The sequence below is a fragment of the Roseovarius tolerans genome, assembly GCF_900109855.1.
Classification (GTDB): Bacteria; Pseudomonadota; Alphaproteobacteria; order Rhodobacterales; family Rhodobacteraceae; genus Roseovarius; species Roseovarius tolerans.
In genome coordinates this window covers 34,578-51,204 of record NZ_FOBO01000006.1, presented here as the reverse complement: position 1 = coordinate 51,204, position 16,627 = coordinate 34,578, and the positions used below count along the sequence as shown (strand labels likewise).

General features: G+C 64.6%; 19 protein-coding genes. 10 read left to right on the top strand and 9 right to left on the bottom strand.

Features of this window, described 5'->3' with window-relative positions; genetic code table 11:
* Nucleotides 1–3: 3 nt before the first annotated feature.
* From mreC to BMX04_RS07475, 5 genes are read left to right on the top strand one after another with little or no spacing between them, the layout of a single operon-like run.
* On the top strand, nt 4–921 hold the full coding sequence (gene mreC / locus BMX04_RS07495) for a rod shape-determining protein MreC (RefSeq protein WP_074785674.1): 918 nt from the start codon (nt 4–6) through the stop codon (nt 919–921).
* Nucleotides 914–1,453 carry a rod shape-determining protein MreD gene (locus BMX04_RS07490; RefSeq protein WP_074785673.1) on the top strand — a complete coding sequence of 180 codons (540 nt, stop codon included), beginning with the start codon at nt 914–916 and terminating at the stop codon, nt 1,451–1,453. Before mreC ends, BMX04_RS07490 begins: the two co-directional genes overlap by 8 nt.
* Nucleotides 1,450–3,393, top strand: a complete 1,944-nt coding sequence (gene mrdA, locus BMX04_RS07485; RefSeq protein WP_074785672.1) for a penicillin-binding protein 2 — start codon at nt 1,450–1,452, stop codon at nt 3,391–3,393. The genes BMX04_RS07490 and mrdA overlap by 4 nt, the downstream gene beginning before the upstream one ends.
* On the top strand, nt 3,390–4,529 hold the full coding sequence (gene rodA, locus BMX04_RS07480) for a rod shape-determining protein RodA (RefSeq protein ID WP_074785671.1): 1,140 nt from the start codon (nt 3,390–3,392) through the stop codon (nt 4,527–4,529). The genes mrdA and rodA overlap by 4 nt, the downstream gene beginning before the upstream one ends.
* A gap of 3 nt (nt 4,530–4,532) precedes the next feature.
* Nucleotides 4,533–5,465: a 2-hydroxyacid dehydrogenase gene (locus BMX04_RS07475; protein ID WP_074785670.1), complete on the top strand. Its 933-nt coding sequence runs from the start codon at nt 4,533–4,535 to the stop codon at nt 5,463–5,465.
* Between the two features lie 10 nt (nt 5,466–5,475).
* On the opposite strand, the gene BMX04_RS07470 is transcribed toward BMX04_RS07475, so the two are convergent.
* From BMX04_RS07470 to pncA, 3 genes are read right to left on the bottom strand one after another with little or no spacing between them, the layout of a single operon-like run.
* The gene (locus BMX04_RS07470; protein WP_074785669.1) at nt 5,476–6,261 is read right to left on the bottom strand and encodes an SseB family protein; all 786 of its coding nucleotides are present in this window, start codon (nt 6,259–6,261) and stop codon (nt 5,476–5,478) included.
* On the bottom strand, nt 6,254–6,841 hold the full coding sequence (locus BMX04_RS07465; protein ID WP_074785668.1) for a uracil-DNA glycosylase family protein: 588 nt from the start codon (nt 6,839–6,841) through the stop codon (nt 6,254–6,256). Before BMX04_RS07465 ends, BMX04_RS07470 begins: the two co-directional genes overlap by 8 nt.
* The gene (gene pncA, locus BMX04_RS07460; protein ID WP_074785667.1) at nt 6,838–7,434 is read right to left on the bottom strand and encodes a bifunctional nicotinamidase/pyrazinamidase; all 597 of its coding nucleotides are present in this window, start codon (nt 7,432–7,434) and stop codon (nt 6,838–6,840) included. Before pncA ends, BMX04_RS07465 begins: the two co-directional genes overlap by 4 nt.
* 158 nt (nt 7,435–7,592) lie before the next feature.
* On the opposite strand from pncA, the gene BMX04_RS07455 reads away from it, so the two are divergent.
* Both BMX04_RS07455 and trhO read left to right on the top strand, forming a co-directional pair.
* Nucleotides 7,593–7,982 carry a hypothetical protein gene (locus BMX04_RS07455; RefSeq protein WP_244888499.1) on the top strand — a complete coding sequence of 130 codons (390 nt, stop codon included), beginning with the start codon at nt 7,593–7,595 and terminating at the stop codon, nt 7,980–7,982.
* Nucleotides 7,983–8,041: 59 nt separating this feature from the next.
* Entirely contained in the window at nt 8,042–8,956 is a 915-nt protein-coding gene (trhO, locus tag BMX04_RS07450; RefSeq protein ID WP_074785666.1) for an oxygen-dependent tRNA uridine(34) hydroxylase TrhO, read from the top strand.
* 73 nt (nt 8,957–9,029) lie between these two features.
* Here the strand turns inward: trhO and BMX04_RS07445 are convergent, their stop codons facing one another.
* The gene (locus BMX04_RS07445; RefSeq protein WP_074785665.1) at nt 9,030–10,247 is read right to left on the bottom strand and encodes an MFS transporter; all 1,218 of its coding nucleotides are present in this window, start codon (nt 10,245–10,247) and stop codon (nt 9,030–9,032) included.
* 57 nt (nt 10,248–10,304) lie between these two features.
* On the bottom strand, nt 10,305–10,559 hold the full coding sequence (locus BMX04_RS07440) for a DUF167 domain-containing protein (protein ID WP_074785664.1): 255 nt from the start codon (nt 10,557–10,559) through the stop codon (nt 10,305–10,307).
* A 114-nt stretch (nt 10,560–10,673) separates the two neighbouring features.
* Between BMX04_RS07440 and BMX04_RS07435 the strand changes: the two genes are divergently transcribed.
* Together BMX04_RS07435 and BMX04_RS07430 are read left to right on the top strand one after the other, a co-directional pair.
* The gene (locus BMX04_RS07435) at nt 10,674–11,252 is read left to right on the top strand and encodes a nitroreductase family protein (protein ID WP_074785663.1); all 579 of its coding nucleotides are present in this window, start codon (nt 10,674–10,676) and stop codon (nt 11,250–11,252) included.
* Nucleotides 11,249–11,956, top strand: coding sequence for an EI24 domain-containing protein (locus tag BMX04_RS07430; protein WP_050663348.1), 708 nt, complete (start codon nt 11,249–11,251; stop codon nt 11,954–11,956). The genes BMX04_RS07435 and BMX04_RS07430 overlap by 4 nt, the downstream gene beginning before the upstream one ends.
* Here BMX04_RS07430 and BMX04_RS07425 read toward each other — a convergent pair.
* Both BMX04_RS07425 and mce read right to left on the bottom strand, forming a co-directional pair.
* Nucleotides 11,922–12,206 (bottom strand): DUF1467 family protein, encoded by a 285-nt coding sequence (locus tag BMX04_RS07425; RefSeq protein ID WP_074785662.1) that lies wholly within the window; start codon nt 12,204–12,206, stop codon nt 11,922–11,924. The two genes, BMX04_RS07430 and BMX04_RS07425, sit on opposite strands and share 35 nt — an antisense overlap.
* Nucleotides 12,206–12,610: a methylmalonyl-CoA epimerase gene (gene mce / locus BMX04_RS07420; protein WP_074785661.1), complete on the bottom strand. Its 405-nt coding sequence runs from the start codon at nt 12,608–12,610 to the stop codon at nt 12,206–12,208. The genes BMX04_RS07425 and mce overlap by 1 nt, the downstream gene beginning before the upstream one ends.
* Before the next feature lie 147 nt (nt 12,611–12,757).
* On the opposite strand from mce, the gene BMX04_RS07415 reads away from it, so the two are divergent.
* Nucleotides 12,758–13,459, top strand: coding sequence for a response regulator (locus BMX04_RS07415; protein WP_074785660.1), 702 nt, complete (start codon nt 12,758–12,760; stop codon nt 13,457–13,459).
* A 308-nt stretch (nt 13,460–13,767) separates the two neighbouring features.
* Here BMX04_RS07415 and BMX04_RS07410 read toward each other — a convergent pair whose 3' ends face one another.
* Nucleotides 13,768–14,490 (bottom strand): GNAT family N-acetyltransferase, encoded by a 723-nt coding sequence (locus BMX04_RS07410; protein ID WP_074785659.1) that lies wholly within the window; start codon nt 14,488–14,490, stop codon nt 13,768–13,770.
* 7 nt (nt 14,491–14,497) lie between these two features.
* Nucleotides 14,498–16,480, bottom strand: a complete 1,983-nt coding sequence (aspS, locus tag BMX04_RS07405) for an aspartate--tRNA ligase (RefSeq protein WP_074785658.1) — start codon at nt 16,478–16,480, stop codon at nt 14,498–14,500.
* Nucleotides 16,481–16,627 lie beyond the last annotated feature (147 nt).

Genomic DNA, 16,627 nt, shown 5'->3' with positions numbered 1-16,627 from the left:
CCCGTGGCCAAGGATCGCGGACAGAGCGAAGACTATAGCGGCCCGCTCAAGCGTCTGCTTCTGGGCGTGCTTCTGTTGTGCCTGCTCGGTCTGTTCCTGCTCTGGCGCATCGACAGCCCGCGCGTTGAACGCTTTCGCGCGCAGGTGGTGGACCGGGTCGTGCCCTCCTTCGACTGGGCGATGGCCCCGGTGACGGGCGCGGTGAACATCCTGAGAGACTTCCAGAGCTATCAGCGCATGTATCAGCAAAATCAGGACCTGCGCCGCGAATTGCAGCAGATGAAGGCGTGGAAAGAGGCAGCGCTCCAGCTGGAACAGGAAAACGCCCGCCTGCTCGATCTCAACAATGTGCAGCTCGATCCGCGCCTGACCTATGTCACCGGCGTGGTGATGGCCGATAGCGGCTCTCCGTTCCGGCAATCGGTGCTGATCAACGTCGGATCCCGCGACGGGATCATGGATGGATGGGCTGCGATGGACGGGCTGGGCCTTGTCGGGCGCATCTCGGGGGTGGGGCGCAATACCGCGCGGGTGATCCTGCTCACCGATACATCGAGCCGCATTCCCGTGACGCTCCAGCCGTCGGGGCAGCGCGCGCTCATCATCGGCGACAATTCCATAACGCCGTTGGTGGATTTCATCGAAACGCCCGATCAGGTGCGCCCCGGCGACCGGGTGCTGACCTCGGGCGATGGTGGGGTCTTTCCCGCCGGTCTGCTGGTCGGCCAACTGGCCGAAGATCCGGGCGGGCGCATGCGGGTGCGCATCGCCGCCGATTACGAGCGGCTGGAATTCCTGCGCGTGCTGCGCAGCTATGCAACCGAAGACATCAACACGCCCGGCGACCTCATTTCCCCCTCGTCCCTGCCCGACGCGCAACCCCTTGATCCCGCAATCGCGGCGGAGGCCAGCAATGGCTGATACGGTGCTGCCCCGGGTCTGGATAATGCGCGCGCTCTATCTTGGGCTCAGCTGGGTCTTGGTATTCGTGCATCTGCTGCCGCTCGACACGATGCCGCCGGGCTGGGCCGGGCCAAACATCTTTCTGGCGCTGACCTTTGCCTGGGCCGTGCGGCGCCCCGACTATGTGCCGGTGCTGCTGGTGGCCCTCGTGGCATTGGGGACGGATCTGCTGCTGCAACGCCCGCCGGGGCTCTGGGCCGCGATCACCGTGCTGGGGCTCGAGACGCTGCGCAACCGAGCGTCCTCGCTGCGCGATCTGACCTTTGCCGCCGAATGGGCCGCTGTCAGCAGCACGCTTGTCGTGATGACGCTGGCCTACCGGTTCATTCTCACGATCCTGATGGTCGATCAGGCCCCTCTGGGCCTCAGCCTGATGCAACTGGTTGCGACGCTTCTGGTCTACCCTCTGGTGGCACTGCTGTCGCATGCGCTCTTCGGTGTGCGCAAACGTGCGCCGGGTGACCTCGACACAGCGGCGGGCCGCGCATGAGACGGCCGACCCGCGATACCGCCGAAAGCCAGCGTCGCATCACGCGACGCGGGCTGGTCATTGGCGGGCTGCAGGCCGGGGTGATGACCGCCCTTGCCCTGCGCATGCGGCACCTGCAACTGGAACAGGCCGATCAGTTCCGCCTGCTGGCCGATGAAAACCGGATCAACATCCAGCTCTTGCCGCCCGCGCGCGGACGTGTCTTTGACCGCAATGGTCAGATCATCGCCGAGAACATTCCCAGCTACAGGATCACCATGATCCGCGAACAGGCGGGCGACGTGGACGCGGTGATCGCACGGCTTGCCCGCCTCGTGGAACTGGACCCGGGCGAGTTGGAAAAGGCGCGGCGCGACCTGCGTGACCTGCGCGGCGACACGCCCGTGACCGTGGCCGACCGGGTCACTTGGGAGGCGATCAGCCGGGTCGCCGTCAACGCCCCCGCGCTGCCCGGCGTCATGCCCGAAGTCGGCCTCTCGCGGCGCTACCCGCTGCGCGACGATTACGCCCATGTGGTGGGCTATGTCGGCGCGGTCAGCGACAAGGATCTCGAACGGATCGAGGCCCCCGAGGCCCTGTTGCGCCTGCCACGCTTCCAGATCGGCAAGATCGGACTCGAGGCGCGGCGCGAGGACCTGCTGCGCGGCACCGCAGGCAGCCGCCGCGTCGAGGTAAACGCCGCCGGGCGCATCATGCGGGAACTGGACCGCCAGGAAGGCCAGCCCGGGGCCGATATCCAGATCACACTCGACAACGAGTTGCAGGGCTATACCCATGCCCGGCTCAAGGGCGAGAGCGCAGCGGCGGTGGTGATCGACTGCGAGAGCGGCGACGTGCTGGTCAGCGCGTCATCGCCCAGCTACGATCCCAACCTCTTCGTGCGCGGCATTTCCGTCGCCAATTACCGCGCGCTGCTGGAAAACCCTTACCGCCCTCTGCCGAACAAGGCGGTGCAGGGGATTTATCCGCCCGGTTCCACCTTCAAGATGGTCACCGCGCTCGCCGCATTGGAAGATGGGCAGATCGACATAAACGAGACGGTCTACTGCCCCGGCCACAAGGAAATCAGCGGGCGCCGCTTTCACTGCTGGAAACGCGGCGGGCATGGCAATGTCGATTTCCACCGCTCGCTGCGCGAAAGCTGCGACGTCTACTATTACGAACTGGCCCTGCGCACCGGGATCGAGAAGATTTCCGCGATGGCCGAACGCCTCGGGCTTGGGGAACAGTTCGATCTGCCGATGACCTCGGTGGCGCAGGGGCTTGTTCCGACACGGCAATGGAAGCTGGCCAATCGCGGTCAGCCCTGGGTGGTCGGCGACAGCATCAACGCCTCGATCGGCCAGGGCTTCGTGCTGGCCTCGCCGATGCAACTGGCGGTTATGACGGCGCGGCTGGCCACCTCGCGGCAGATCACGCCCCGGCTGGTGAAATCCATCGACGGGGTCGAACAGCCCTCGGGCCGTGGCGAGGATATGGGCCTCAACGAGAACAACCTGCGCGAGGTACGGCGCGCCATGTATGCGGTCAGCAACAGCAATCGCGGCACCGCCTATCGCAGCCGCATCGTCGAGGACGCGATGCGCATGGCGGGCAAGACCGGCACCAGCCAGGTGCGCAACATCTCCTCGGGCGAGCGGGCGACCGGCGTACTCAACAACAACGCGCTGCCGCGAACGCAGCGCGACCACGCCCTTTTCGTGGATTATGCCCCTTATGACGCGCCGAAATATGCCGTGGCGGTGATTGTCGAACATGGCGGCGGCGGCTCGACGGCGGCGGCACCCATTGCCCGCGACATCACGCTGCAGGCCCTCTACGGCGGCGATCCGCCGCTCGAGGCCTATCCAACGGCCGACCGCCCCCGCATCCGCACGCAGCAAGAAGAACTCCGCCAGCAACGCCTGCGCCCCGGGGCCGGTGAGAAAGATCGCGCATGAGCTATCTCGAACATACGGTCAAGACCACGCCAAGCGGGCCACGCAAGATCCTCTATCTGAACTGGCCCCTCGTGATCCTTCTGGTGGCCGTGGCCTCGGTCGGTTTCCTGATGCTCTACTCGGTTGCGGGCGGCTCGCTCTCGACCTGGGCGGAACCACAGATGAAACGCTTTGCCCTTGGGCTGGTTGCAATGCTCATCGTGGCGATGGTGCCGATCTGGTTCTGGCGCAACGTCTCGCTGGTGGCCTACCTGGTCTCGCTCGCGCTGCTGATCGCGGTGGCGCTGGTCGGGGTCGAGGGCAAGGGCGCGCAACGCTGGCTCGATCTCGGCGTGATGCGGCTGCAACCCTCGGAACTGATGAAAATCACGCTGGTTATGGTGCTGGCGGCCTATTACGACTGGCTTCCCATGTCGCGCGTCTCGCGGCCGATCTGGATACTGATCCCGGTGACGCTGATCCTCACACCGGTGGCGCTGGTGCTGCGCCAACCCGACCTCGGCACCTCGATCCTGCTGCTGGCGGCAGGCGGGGTGATGATGTTCGTCGCAGGCGTGCACTGGGCCTATTTCGTGACCGTGGTCCTCGCTGCGGTCGGGTTGATCTTCACCGTCTTTCAAAGCCGGGGAACCGACTGGCAAATGCTGGAAAATTACCAGTTCCGCCGCATCGACACCTTCCTCAATCCCGAGACCGACCCGCTTGGCGCAGGCTATCACATCACCCAATCCAAGATCGCTCTCGGCTCCGGCGGCTGGACTGGGCGCGGCTTCATGCAGGGCACCCAATCGCGGCTCAATTTTCTGCCCGAGAAGCACACCGATTTCATCTTCGTCACACTGGCCGAGGAATTCGGCTTTATCGGCGGCGTGTCGATCCTCGGACTTTATGCGCTGATCCTGATCTTCTGCATCTCGGCGGCGCTGGCCAATCGCGACCGGTTTTCCTCGCTGCTGATCCTTGGTATGGCGATGACGTTCTTTTTGTTCTTCGCGGTCAACATGGCGATGGTGACAGGGCTGATGCCAGTGGTCGGCGTGCCGCTCCCGCTGGTCAGCTATGGCGGTTCTGCCATGCTGGTCCTGATGATCGGCTTCGGCTTGATCCAGAGCGCGAACATCCACAGACCAAGGTGACCCATGCCCGTCAACATTCTCTTTGCCGCCCGCGCCGATCAATGGCGCATCTATCAAGCACCGCTGACCAAGGCGCTGTCGGAGCAGGGGGTCGATGCGACCCTGTCCACCGACCTCGCACCCGAGGACGTGGATTACATCATCTATGCCCCAGACAGCGCCGTGCAGGATTTCACCCCCTACACCCGCGCCAAGGCGGTGCTCAATCTCTGGGCCGGGGTCGAGAACATCGTCGGCAATCCGACATTGCGCATTCCCCTCGCGCGAATGGTGGATCACGGGCTGACGCAAGGCATGGTGGAATGGGTGACGGGCCACGTGCTGCGGCATCACCTCGGCATGGACCGGCACATCCTCGGGCAGGACGGCGAATGGCGCGCAGAGGCCCCGCCGCTGGCCAGCGACCGGCGCGTAACAGTGCTGGGTCTTGGCGCTTTGGGCGAGGCCTGCGCGCGGATGCTGGTGCGCCTCGGCTTTCCAGTCACCGGCTGGAGCCGCAGGCCCAAAGACATCCCCGGTGTCAGCTGCCTGTCGGGCGACGCGGGGCTGCAGGCGGCGCTCAAGGCCGCCGATATCCTCGTGCTGCTGCTGCCGCTGACAGATGAGACCGAGAACCTGCTGAACGCCGATACCCTCGCGCTCTTGCCCCAAGGCGCGGTGATCGTGAACCCCGGACGCGGTCCGCTCATCGACGATGACGCGCTCCTCGCCGCGCTGGACCGGGGCCATGTCGCCCATGCCACGCTCGATGTTTTCCGGGTCGAGCCGCTGCCCGCTGAGCACCCATTCTGGGCGCATCCGAACGTCACGGTCACACCCCATATCGCCTCCGAGACGCGGTCGGAAACCGCAGCGCAGGTGATTGCCGAGAATGTCCGCCGCGGCGAAACCGGCGAGCCGTTCCTGCATCTGGTGGACCGCGAAAACGGCTACTGAGATACGTAAACTACCTCAGAACAGGCGGCTTATCCGGGTCAGAACCGGGTGCCGCACGTGGCTCCACTACGGGCGGTTCCGGCAGGTCAAACCGCAACCCGCAGCGCGCCAACCGCGCCGCCACGGGATCTGAGGCATCAAAGAACGCCACGTCGAGCGCCGCCGCCTCCAGCCCCGAAAAGACCAGCACTTCCGACACCGCCCGTGCCAAGGCGCCCTGCGCCTCGGGAACGGCCCCGACAAAGCCCAGCATGTGCCCACGCGCGCCACTCTCATAGGTCACGCCCACCAGATAGGCCATGCGGGCCTGCCCCGTCATGCTCGCCAGCCGCGCGTCGAGCGCGGTCAGTACCGCCTCGGGCAAGCCCTTGGGCGCGCTGAACTCCTGCGCCCGTGCCTCGATCTCCGAGGGCCCCTCCGACAGCGTCGCGGCCAGCCAGTCAACCGCCTCGGGCGGCAGCAGGATCGCCGAGGGGGCCACGTCGAGATTGAGACCCAGCCCCACCCCCTGCCCCGCCAGCATTGCCGCGATGCTGCGCCCGCTCAGCGCGGCATAGGGCACCGGGCGACCCGCGAAAAGCGCAAGCCGGTCCTCGCGGTCGAACACGAGGACAAAGGAATTTTCCGGCAATTCAAACACTTCCGGATCGAGCACCTCGCCCTCCGGCTCGGATTTCAGCAGCAGATAAAGCTCGCTCGCCGCCAGTGTCTCGTAGAACCGCAGGCGTGCACCCGCATCCTCGGGTGCCGCCTCCATCGCGGTATGGGTGTCATCAAGACGGGTCGCGTCAGTCATGGATAACCTTCTGAACTTGCGCACGTAATTCGGGCAGCACCTCGTCCTCGAACCACGGATTTTTCTTCAGCCAAGCGGTATTGCGCCACGACGGATGCGGCAAGGCAAAAAGCCGCGGTGCATGGTCGCGCCAGGCCTTCACGGTTTCGGTCACGCCGGTCTTGACGCCGAGGTGATACTTCTGTGCATAACCGCCCACGACCACGGTAAGTTCCACCTTGTCGAGCTCCTGCATCACACGGTCATGCCAGGTGCGGCCACAGATGCGTGGCGGTGGCAGGTCCGATCCCTTGGCGTCATAGCCCGGAAAACAGAACGCCATCGGCACGATGGCCACGCGCGATGTGTCGTAGAACTCAGTCGCACTCAGCCCCAGCCAATCGCGCAAACGGTCGCCCGAGGGATCGTCAAACGGCTTACCCGATTGGTGCACCCGCATCCCAGGCGCCTGCCCCGCGATCAGCATCCGCGCAGAGGGCCGGAACCACACCACCGGGCGAGGTTCGTGCTCGGTATGGGTGGCGGCGAACCGCTCGGCACAAAGCCGACAGGCGCGGATATCAGAGGCTAGGTCGCTCACGCAAAGACCACCCCTGCCTCCCGCATACCTTTCACCGCCGCGGCGAGCGAGCCATCGAGATCAATGCCGCGCACCAGATACTGCCGCACCATCACGCGATATCCCAGCCGTGCCGCATCCACCGCCGAGAAGTTGACGCAAAAATCCGTGGCCAGCCCCACCATGGTCAGATCGTTGATGCCGCGCGTCTGCAAATAGCCGTGCAGCCCGGTGGGGGTTTCATGGTCATTCTCGAAGAACGCCGAATAGCTGTCGATCGCCGGGTTATAGCCCTTGCGGATGATCAGGTCGGCCCGGTCGGTATCCAGCCCCTCGTGAAACGCCGCTCCCTGACTGCCCTGAACGCAATGATCAGGCCAGAGCACCTGCGGACCGTAGGGCATATCCACCATATCAAAGGGGGCCTTGTCGTCATGCGACGAGGCAAAAGACGAATGCCCCGCCGGGTGCCAGTCCTGCGTCAGGATCACCGCCGGAAAGTGCGCCATCAGCGCGTTGATGGCGGGCACGATGCTGTCGCCTTCGGGCACGGCAAGCGCGCCGCCGGGGCAGAAATCGTTTTGCATGTCGATCACGATCAGGGCGGTTGTCATGCGCGGGTCTCCTTTGCCCCATAGGGGTAGGTGCGCGACAGGCTTGCGTCAATGGCAGGCCGTTTTCAAAAGCGATGCCGCCGTTGCCTGATCCGCCGCCCCATGGCACTCTGCCAAAACGCCGATTTTCAACAGATACTTAATAAGGGAGAAATTTGATGATGAGGATCGTATCGCTCTGCCTGACGGCCTGCATGTTGGCGGTGCCCGCCGCCGCACAGCAGTTCATGGGCGAATATTACACCAGCATCCAAGCCGAGGACATGCGCAATTCCCGCGGCCAGCCGCTACGCGATTTCTGCGCCATCGTGCAGCAGGATCGGGCGAATTACCACGGCTTCGGTATCCGTCACGACGGCGATCAGGGCGATCCTTTTTTCACCACACCCGAGATGCGGGCACGCATTGTCGGGTCCTGCTACCTTATGTCCGGATCGGAATATGTGGCAGAGTGGGTGCTCACCGGCAGGCCCAGATATATCTGGGTACGGATTTTCGGAGTGAATGGGGTGCCGACAGCCTTGTGGGTCTCCGAAGGCGCAGGATAGGCGCGATCAGGGGGCCTGCCCTCTTGCGGGACGGGCGCAGGGGGCGTAAATCGCGCGCCATGTACAGGATCGCCGCACTCTACCATTTCACCCGGTTTGACGACCCCGCCGCCCTTCAGGGCCCGCTTCAGGCGCTCTGCGAAGCCGAGCGCATCAGCGGCTCGCTGCTTCTGGCGCGCGAGGGGATCAACGGCACGATTGCCGGGCCGGAGGCGGGTATCGCAAGGGTTCTGGCACATATCCGCGCATTGCCCGGCTGCGCCGATCTGGAGTGGAAGGACAGCGAGAGCGCCGAACAGCCGTTTCGCCGGATGAAGGTGCGGCTCAAGAAAGAGATCGTCACCATGGGCCAGCCCGATGTCGATCCGCGCGCCAAGGTGGGGCATTATGTCGAGCCTTCTGAGTGGAATGCCCTGATCCAGAGCCCCGATGTCGCCGTGATCGACACCCGCAACGATTACGAGGTGGCAATCGGCACGTTTGAGGGCGCGGTCGACCCCGAAACCGCCACCTTCCGCGACTTTCCCGCGTGGTGGGAAGAAAACAAGCACCGCTTCCACAACAAGCGGATCGCCATGTTCTGCACCGGCGGCATCCGTTGCGAAAAATCCACCAATTACCTGCTGGGCCAAGGGGTGGAGGATGTCTATCACCTCAAGGGCGGCATCCTGAAATATCTTGAAGAGGTGCCCGAGGATCAAAGCGCCTGGCAGGGCGAGTGCTTCGTGTTCGATGGCCGCGTCTCGGTGGGCCACGGGTTGCGGACAGGGCCGCACCGTCTCTGCCACGCCTGCCGCCGCCCGATCCTGCCCGAGGACATGGGCCGCCCAGACTATGAAGAGGGCGTCGCCTGCCACCTCTGCGCGCATGAAACCTCGGACGCGGACAAGGCGCGGTTTCGCGAGCGCCAGAAACAGATGGCATTGGCCGAGGCACGCGGTGAACGGCATATCAAGATTGTTCACGAAGAGTGACCGGATTTGAGTATTTGGACCATAAAGAAACCGGATCGGCTTCTTTATGGCATAAATACTCACTTAGCGACGCTCAGGCCGGGACCGCGCTCCGGGGTCTGGTGCGCAGCAGGATCAGCACCATGATCCCGATATTGAGGCCGTTCCACGCGATGCCGTTCAGAAAGGCCATGTGATAGCTGCCGGTCACGTCATAGATCCAGCCCGACATCCAGCCGCCAAGCGCCATGCCGACGATGGTGGTCATCAGCACAAAGCCGACGCGGCGCCCGGCCTCGGCGCTTGGCATGTATTCGCGCACGATCACCGCATAGCTGGGCACGATGCCACCCTGCGCGAGGCCGAAGATGAGGCTGACGATATAGAGCGAGGTGAGCCCGTCCGACGGCAGGTAGAGCATCAGCGCCAGCCCTTGCAGCGCCGAGCCGATGAGCAGCGTGCGCACCCCGCCCAACCGGTCCGCCAGCAGTCCCGATACCAGCCGCGAGCCCACCCCGCCCAATAGCATCAGCGACAGCATCTGCGAGCCGACAGCGGGGCCGTAACCCAGATCGACGCAGTAGCTGACGATATGCACCTGCGGCATCGACATGGCCACGCAGCAGCCCACCCCCGCAATCCCCAGCAGGATCGCGAGCATGCGCGGCGAGAGCCCCGTCGTGCCCGCGCGCGCCGCAGACAGGCTGTCGGCATGCGCCCGCGCTGCCAGCGGCACCCGGCGGCGCAGGAAGAGCGCCAGAGGGATCACCGTCGCCAGCGTCACCACGGCGAGCACCAGATAGACCGCGCGCCAGCCCTGCCCGGCGAGGATGCCCGCCAGGATCACCGGCCAGATCGCGCCCGACAGGTAATTGCCGCTCGCCGTGATCGCCACGGCGATGCCGCGTCGTTTCAGGAACCACAACGAGATATCGGCGATGAGCGGACCAAAACTGGCCGCCGTGCCGAAGCCGATCAGCAGTTGCAGCCCCGAGAGCACCAGCACCGACGGGCTCAGCGCCGCCGCCCCCGTCGCCGCCGCAATCAGCAGCGCCGCGCCGATCAGCGCCGTGGTCACCCCGAACCGGTCCACCACCCGTCCGATCGCCATGTTGCCTAAGGCAAAGCCCACCATGGTCAGCGTATAGGGCAAGGAGGCTGCCGCGCGGTCTACTCCGAATTCGGCCTGAATTGCGGGCATCACCACGATGATCGACCACATGCCGACATTGCCCACCATCGCGATGGCCAATGAGATGGCGAGCCGTGTCCAGGAATAACGGCTGTCGAGCAGGGCGATATCGGCGTTCATGGCGGCGACGTTAGGCGCGCCCGCACCGACTTGCCAGTGCCAAAAACGTGAGCCGCATCAGTCCACCTGAAAGACCTTGTTGCGCGCGCTGTGGCCCCGGATCAGACGCAGCCGCGTTTTTGCAATTCCAAGCGCCTTGGCCAGCAGTTTCTGTACGGCCGCGTTGGCCTTGCCATCCTCGGGTGCGGTGGTGACGTAGACCCGCAACGTATCGCCCTCGGCCAGGATACGATCGCGCGAGGCCTTGGGGGTCACGCGGATGGAAATCTGCGTGCCGGGACGGGCGAGATGGCTGAGGTCGGGGTGGGCCATGTGCACCCGATAGCGCCTCGCATCCCGGGACCCAAGCGGTTTTCGCCGGGTTTGGTCTTGACCCCGGACGCGCGCTTGCCGACATGTGGGGCGAACTGATCCGAAAGGCCGCCCATGCCCACGCCCAACCCTGCCGCGCTCGACTTTCTGCAAACCCGCCGGTCCCGGCCCGCCAAGACGCTCGGCCTGCCGGTGCCGGATCGGGCCGCGCTGCGCCCGCTCTTGCAGGCCGCCATGCGGGTCCCCGATCACGGCAAGCTGGAGCCGTGGCGCATGATCGTACTGGAACGCGCCGCACTCCTGCGCCTTGCGGGTCTGGTGCCCGAGGTGGGCGCGCGCATGGGCAAGTCGCCCGAGGATATCGCCAAGGCGCAGGCGCAGTTTTCCGATGCGCATCTCGCCGTGGCCGTGATCGAGAGCCCGAAGGCCTCGGACAAGATCCCAACGCTGGAGCAGACCTATTCGGCAGGCTGCGTCTGCCTCGGGCTGCTGAATGCCGCGCTCGCCGCCGGTTGGGGCGCGAACTGGCTCAGCGGATGGGCGAGCCATGACCGGGGCTTCGCCACCACGGCGCTCGCGCTCGCGCCGCATGAGCGGATCGCGGGGTTCATCCATATCGGCACCGAGACGAGCGCCCCGCCCGAACGCCCGCGCCCCGATCTTGACGCGGTCACGCAGTGGATGCCGGAATGATTTTTGCCAGCTTCTTCAAGGCCATGGGCCAGATCGGCGATCCGCGTTTCCGCAAGGTTCTGTTGCTTGGCGTGGGGCTGACGCTGGCGCTCTTGATCGTGGCCTATTCCGGGGTGCTGTGGCTGGTGCAATCCGCTGTCGGCGACAGCACCACGCTGCCGCTGATCGGCGAGGTCACATGGCTGGGCGACCTGCTGGGCGGCGCGTCGCTATTGTTGATGATCGTGCTGTCAGTCTTTCTGATGGTGCCGGTCGCCTCGGCGATCACCTCCATGTTTCTCGACGTGGTGGCGCAGGCGGTGGAGGATCGGCACTATCCGTCTCTGCCGCCCGCCGTGAACATCCCCTTCGGCGAGGCATTGCGCGACACGATCAACTTTCTGGGCGTGATCGTCGGGGCCAATACGCTGGCGCTCATCCTCTACGCAATCTTCACGCCGTTTGCGCCGTTCATCTTCTGGGCGCTCAATGGCTATCTCTTGGGCATGGAATATTTCACGCTGGTGGCGATCCGCCGGGTCGGGCGGGTCAAGGCCAAGGCCCTGCGCCGCCGCCACAAGATGACGATCTGGCTGGCAGGGGTGCTGATGGCGCTGCCGCTATCGGTGCCGATCGTCAACCTGCTGATCCCGATCATGGGGGCGGCCACCTTCACCCACATCTACCACGCTATTCAGGCGCGGAGCCCGGGCCCAGCCGGTTGAACATGTCGATATCCTCGAGCGTGATCACGCCCGAAATGATCGTGCCGCCGATGATGATCCACAGCACGACCGCGATGCCGGTGGTGATCCAGGCCTTTTTCTTAAGGTGATGATGCTCGGGCGAACCGGCATGGGTGCCGGGCACGACATTGCCCAGATCGCCCTGCGTCTGGATGCGGATCGGCAACACGATGAAAAAGGTCATGAACCAGATCACCGCAAGCAGCACGAGAGCCGAGGTGATACCCATCAGACCTGCTCCAGTTCCACGAGGCAGCCGTTGAAATCCTTGGGATGCAGGAACAGCACCGGCTTGCCATGCGCGCCGATCTTGGGCTCGCCGCTGCCAAGGACCCGCGCACCGGTTTCCTTGAGATGGTCCCGCGCCGCGATGATGTCATCGACCTCGTAGCAGACATGGTGAATGCCGCCCGAGGGGTTCTTTTCCAGAAAGCCGTTGATCGGGCTGTCTTCGCCCAGAGGGTAAAGCAATTCGATCTTGGTGTTGGGCAGTTCGATGAACACGACCGTGACACCATGATCCGGCTCGTCCTGCGGCGCGCCGACCTTGGCACCAAGCGCGGTGCGATACTGGTCGGCGGCGGCGGTGAGGTCCGGCACGGCGATGGCCACGTGATTGAGGCGTCCGATCATGGCATGATCCTTTCGTCTGGTCTGCGGCTGTTATGGGGATGTTGGCCGCACCTGACAAGCGACAGAGGGACGCAAGCCGCGCATTAACTTCGTGTTCACCTAACGCGGGCCATGCTGAGAAAAGTCAAAGCAGGAAGGACCAGCCCGATGAGTGACCTTGACAGCCTCGCACCGCTACGTGCCCCCAGTCATCAACGCCCGCTACTGGGCATGACCGTTCTTGCCGTCGAGGACAGCCGCTATGCCTCTGAGGCGCTGCGCCTGATGTGCCTGCGCAGTGGGGCGCGCATCCGGCGGGCCGATTGCCTCGGCTCGGCGCGGCGGCACCTGTCGGTTTACCGTCCCTCGGTGGTGATCGTCGATCCGGGGCTGCCGGACGGATCGGGGATTGACCTGATCGTGGAGATGGCGCGCGCAGCGCCCCGCGTCGGCGTGATCCTTGCCAGCAGCGGCGATCCCGGCACCCGGGCGGCGGCAATGGCTGCCGGGGCCGACGGGTTTCTCGACAAGCCGACGCTGAGCCTTGGGCGGTTCCAGCAGGAGATGCTGCGCCACCTGCCCCGCGACCGCTGTCCTGCCGGGCCCTATGCGCTGAGCGAAGAGGTGATCACGCCCGATCCGCTGGCCTATCGCGACGATCTGGAGCATGTGCGCAGCCTGCTGGAGGACATGCCCGATCCGGCCACCCACGCCTATGTCACGCAGTTTCTGCTGGGTGTGGCGCGGGCGGCGGGGGATGACGTGCTGGCAGACGCGGCGGCAGGCCTGAGCGGGTTTGGCTCAGAGGCCGGGATCGCCCGCGTCCTGTCCCTGATCGAGACACGGCTGGCGGCACTGGTCGCGCTCTGAGCAGGCGGATTGCGATTTCGGAGGTTTTGGCCTGTTGTTGCCTTTGCCGCATCCCGCGCGAAACGCACCGAAGGTGCGGCGCGATCGCCGGGCCGTCCCGCGGCCTGGCGATTTGATACGGCGCACAACGTGTTGAGTTCAGGATGACTTGGCCGGGATAAAGTGCGCACATCAGCCGTTGCATCGCCAGTCCCCGGCCCTGCGATCACGCCGCACCTTCTACGGGTCATTCAATGACCGCTTCAGGCCATCCCACTCCACCAATATGTCACGCAAGCCAAGCATCCTCACCGGCAACCTCAGCCTCGTCAGCCGCCGTTCTGCACCGGGTCCGAGGTCACGCGCACCAACCGTGTCAAAGCGCCAAGACGCTCTCTCTGCCGACCCTCCGCATCGAAATTCGCCGGCCCCAACCAGAAGCCGAACGCCTCTTTCAGCGCGGGCCATTCGGTGTCGATGGTAGCGAACCACGCGGTATCCCGGTTGCGTCCCTTGACCACCGTGGCTTGCCGAAACGTGCCCTCGTAGCTCAACCCCAACCGCTGCGCCGCGCGGCGCGAGGGCATGTTAAGCGCGTCGCATTTCCACTCAAACCGGCGATAGCCCGCGCCAAAGGCCCAATCCATCATCAGATAGAACGCCTCGGTCGCGGCGCGGGTCCGCTGCAAGGCGGGCGCAAGGTTGATATGGCCCGCCTCGATGCTTCCCGCGTTCGGTTTGATGCGCAGATAGCTCGCCACGCCACAGACCTGCCCCGCATCGAGATCGGTGATCGCATAGAACAGCGGATCAGTCCCCGCCGCCGCCTCGCGCGCCCAACGGTGATATTGCGAGGCCGAGGAAAACGGCCCGTAGGGCATGTAATCCCAAAGCGAGGCATCGCCGCTCATCGCTCGGTGCAGATCGCCCGCATGCCGATCCGCATCGAGCCGGTCGAGCCGCGCATAGCGCCCGACCAGCGGCGTGCCACCGGGGGCGGGCGGGGGCCGCCAATCCACAAGTTTCGGACCGAGGGGGCGGCTCTGGGACATGCGCGTGTCAGTCCTGCGGAATGACGCGCAGGCCGAGTTCCATCAGCTGATCGCTGGTTGGATCGGAGGGCGCGTTCATCATCAGGTCTTCGGCGCGCTGGTTCATCGGGAACATGATGACCTCGCGAATGTTCGAGGTGCCCGCCAGCAGCATCACGATCCGGTCGATCCCCGCCGCACAGCCGCCATGCGGCGGCGCGCCGTATTGGAACGCGTTGACCATGCCGCCAAAGCGCTTGCGCACCTCATCCTCGCCATAGCCTGCCAGCTCGAACGCCTTGATCATGATATCAAGCTTGTGGTTGCGGATCGCCCCGGACACCAGCTCATACCCGTTGCAGGCGAGGTCGTATTGATAGCCCAGCACCTTGAGCGGATCCCCGTCGAGCGCCGCGCGCCCGCCTTGCGGCATCGAGAAGGGGTTGTGCGAAAAGTCGACCTTGCCGGTTTCCTCATCCGCCTCGTACATCGGGAAATCGACGATCCAGGCAAAGGCAAAGCGGTTCTTCTCAGTGAGGCCCAACTCCTCGCCGATCACGTCGCGAGCGCGGGCCGCCACTCGCTCGAACGCCTGCGGCTTGCCGCCGAGGAAGAACGCCGCATCGCCCACGCCAAGCCCAAGCTGCTGGCGGATCGCCTCGGTCCGCTCGGGGCCGATATTCTTGGCAAGGGGGCCGGCGGCTTCCATCGTGTAGGCTCGGGTGAGAAACGCGACCTTTTCTTTGTCGCCGGCCTTCTTTGCGTCCGCAATCTCTTGTTGGCGTCGCGCGTACTCGTCTCCCATCAGGACTTCATCATTAAATTCCGTAAGGAAATCGTCGACGTCGTCCATGTTAGATACAACACCCTCAACGTCCCACTTTTTGAGGAGCTCTGCTGCACGCTTGTTGATGTCTGCAGACAATGACTCACGCCAGAAGATATATCCCATCCCCGGCAGCCCCTCTTTCTGGGCAAAGGCGTTCATCCGGTCGCAGAACTTGCGGCTGCCGCCGGTAGGGGCGGGAATGGCGCGGATCTGCGTGCCGTCCTGCTCCAGCAGCTTGGCAAAGATCGCGAAGCCGCTGCCCCGGAAATGCTCGGACACGTCCTGCATCTTGATCGGGTTGCGCAGGTCGGGCTTGTCGGTGCCATACCAGAGGGCGGCGTCGCGATAGCTGATCTGCGGCCAGACCTTGTCGACCGTGGCCCCCTCGCCGAACTCCTCGAACACGCCCTGAATGACCGGCTGAATCGTGTCGAACACGTCCTGCTGCTCGACAAAGCTCATCTCGAGGTCAAGCTGGTAGAAGTCAGTGGGCGAGCGGTCGGCGCGCGGGTCTTCATCGCGAAAGCACGGCGCGATCTGGAAATACTTGTCAAAGCCCGAGACCATGATCAGCTGCTTGAACTGCTGCGGGGCCTGCGGCAGCGCGTAGAACTTGCCGGGATGCAGGCGCGAGGGCACCAGAAAGTCGCGCGCGCCTTCCGGCGACGAGGCGGTGATGATCGGCGTCTGGAACTCCCGAAAGCCCTGATCCCACATCCGGCGGCGCATCGCGGCCACCACGTCGGAGCGGAGGGTCATGTTGTGCTGCATCGCCTCGCGGCGCAGGTCGAGATAGCGGTAGCGCAGGCGCGTCTCCTCGGGATACTCCTGCTCGCCGAAGACCTGCAACGGCAATTCGGCGGCGGCGCCGAGGATTTCCATGTCGCGGATGAACACCTCGATCTCGCCGGTGGGGATTCTGGGGTTCACCAGGCCTTCGTCGCGTGCCTTCACCTCGCCGTCGATTCGGATGCAGAACTCGCTGCGCAGCTTTTCCACCTCGGCGAAGACCGGGCTGTCGGGGTCACACAGCACCTGCGTCACGCCATAGTGATCGCGCAGGTCGATGAAAAGAACCCCGCCGTGATCGCGGATGCGATGCACCCAACCTGCCAGGCGCACGGTCTCGCCCACGTCTGTTTTCGTCAAATCTGCGCAGGAATGGCTGCGATAGCTGTGCATGATATCCTCTCCGAGCCCGGTCGCGGGCCTGTCTCTTGGGTCCGGGCCGATACACCTTGGCGGGGCGGCAAAGTCAAGGGCGGGCCGGTGCACTGCCGGGCAAAACCGTTTACAGAACAGGGGAATTGCGCAAAAATACCCGTCACA

Excerpts from the sequence above, each read along its gene's own strand:
- BMX04_RS07415 (WP_074785660.1), top strand. The coding sequence starts at position 12,758 with ATGAGTGACCTTGACAGCCTCGCACCGCTACGTGCCCCCAGTCATCAA.
- BMX04_RS07470 (WP_074785669.1), bottom strand. The coding sequence starts at position 6,261 with ATGACTGACGCGACCCGTCTTGATGACACCCATACCGCGATGGAGGCG.
- BMX04_RS07410 (WP_074785659.1), bottom strand. The coding sequence starts at position 14,490 with ATGTCCCAGAGCCGCCCCCTCGGTCCGAAACTTGTGGATTGGCGGCCC.
- mrdA (WP_074785672.1), top strand. The coding sequence starts at position 1,450 with ATGAGACGGCCGACCCGCGATACCGCCGAAAGCCAGCGTCGCATCACG.
- BMX04_RS07445 (WP_074785665.1), bottom strand. The coding sequence starts at position 10,247 with ATGAACGCCGATATCGCCCTGCTCGACAGCCGTTATTCCTGGACACGG.
- BMX04_RS07425 (WP_074785662.1), bottom strand. The coding sequence starts at position 12,206 with ATGGGTATCACCTCGGCTCTCGTGCTGCTTGCGGTGATCTGGTTCATG.
- BMX04_RS07440 (WP_074785664.1), bottom strand. The coding sequence starts at position 10,559 with ATGGCCCACCCCGACCTCAGCCATCTCGCCCGTCCCGGCACGCAGATT.
- aspS (WP_074785658.1), bottom strand. The coding sequence starts at position 16,480 with ATGCACAGCTATCGCAGCCATTCCTGCGCAGATTTGACGAAAACAGAC.
- BMX04_RS07435 (WP_074785663.1), top strand. The coding sequence starts at position 10,674 with ATGCCCACGCCCAACCCTGCCGCGCTCGACTTTCTGCAAACCCGCCGG.
- rodA (WP_074785671.1), top strand. The coding sequence starts at position 3,390 with ATGAGCTATCTCGAACATACGGTCAAGACCACGCCAAGCGGGCCACGC.
- BMX04_RS07455 (WP_244888499.1), top strand. The coding sequence starts at position 7,593 with ATGATGAGGATCGTATCGCTCTGCCTGACGGCCTGCATGTTGGCGGTG.
- trhO (WP_074785666.1), top strand. The coding sequence starts at position 8,042 with ATGTACAGGATCGCCGCACTCTACCATTTCACCCGGTTTGACGACCCC.
- BMX04_RS07475 (WP_074785670.1), top strand. The coding sequence starts at position 4,533 with ATGCCCGTCAACATTCTCTTTGCCGCCCGCGCCGATCAATGGCGCATC.
- mce (WP_074785661.1), bottom strand. The coding sequence starts at position 12,610 with ATGATCGGACGCCTCAATCACGTGGCCATCGCCGTGCCGGACCTCACC.
- BMX04_RS07430 (WP_050663348.1), top strand. The coding sequence starts at position 11,249 with ATGATTTTTGCCAGCTTCTTCAAGGCCATGGGCCAGATCGGCGATCCG.
- BMX04_RS07490 (WP_074785673.1), top strand. The coding sequence starts at position 914 with ATGGCTGATACGGTGCTGCCCCGGGTCTGGATAATGCGCGCGCTCTAT.
- pncA (WP_074785667.1), bottom strand. The coding sequence starts at position 7,434 with ATGACAACCGCCCTGATCGTGATCGACATGCAAAACGATTTCTGCCCC.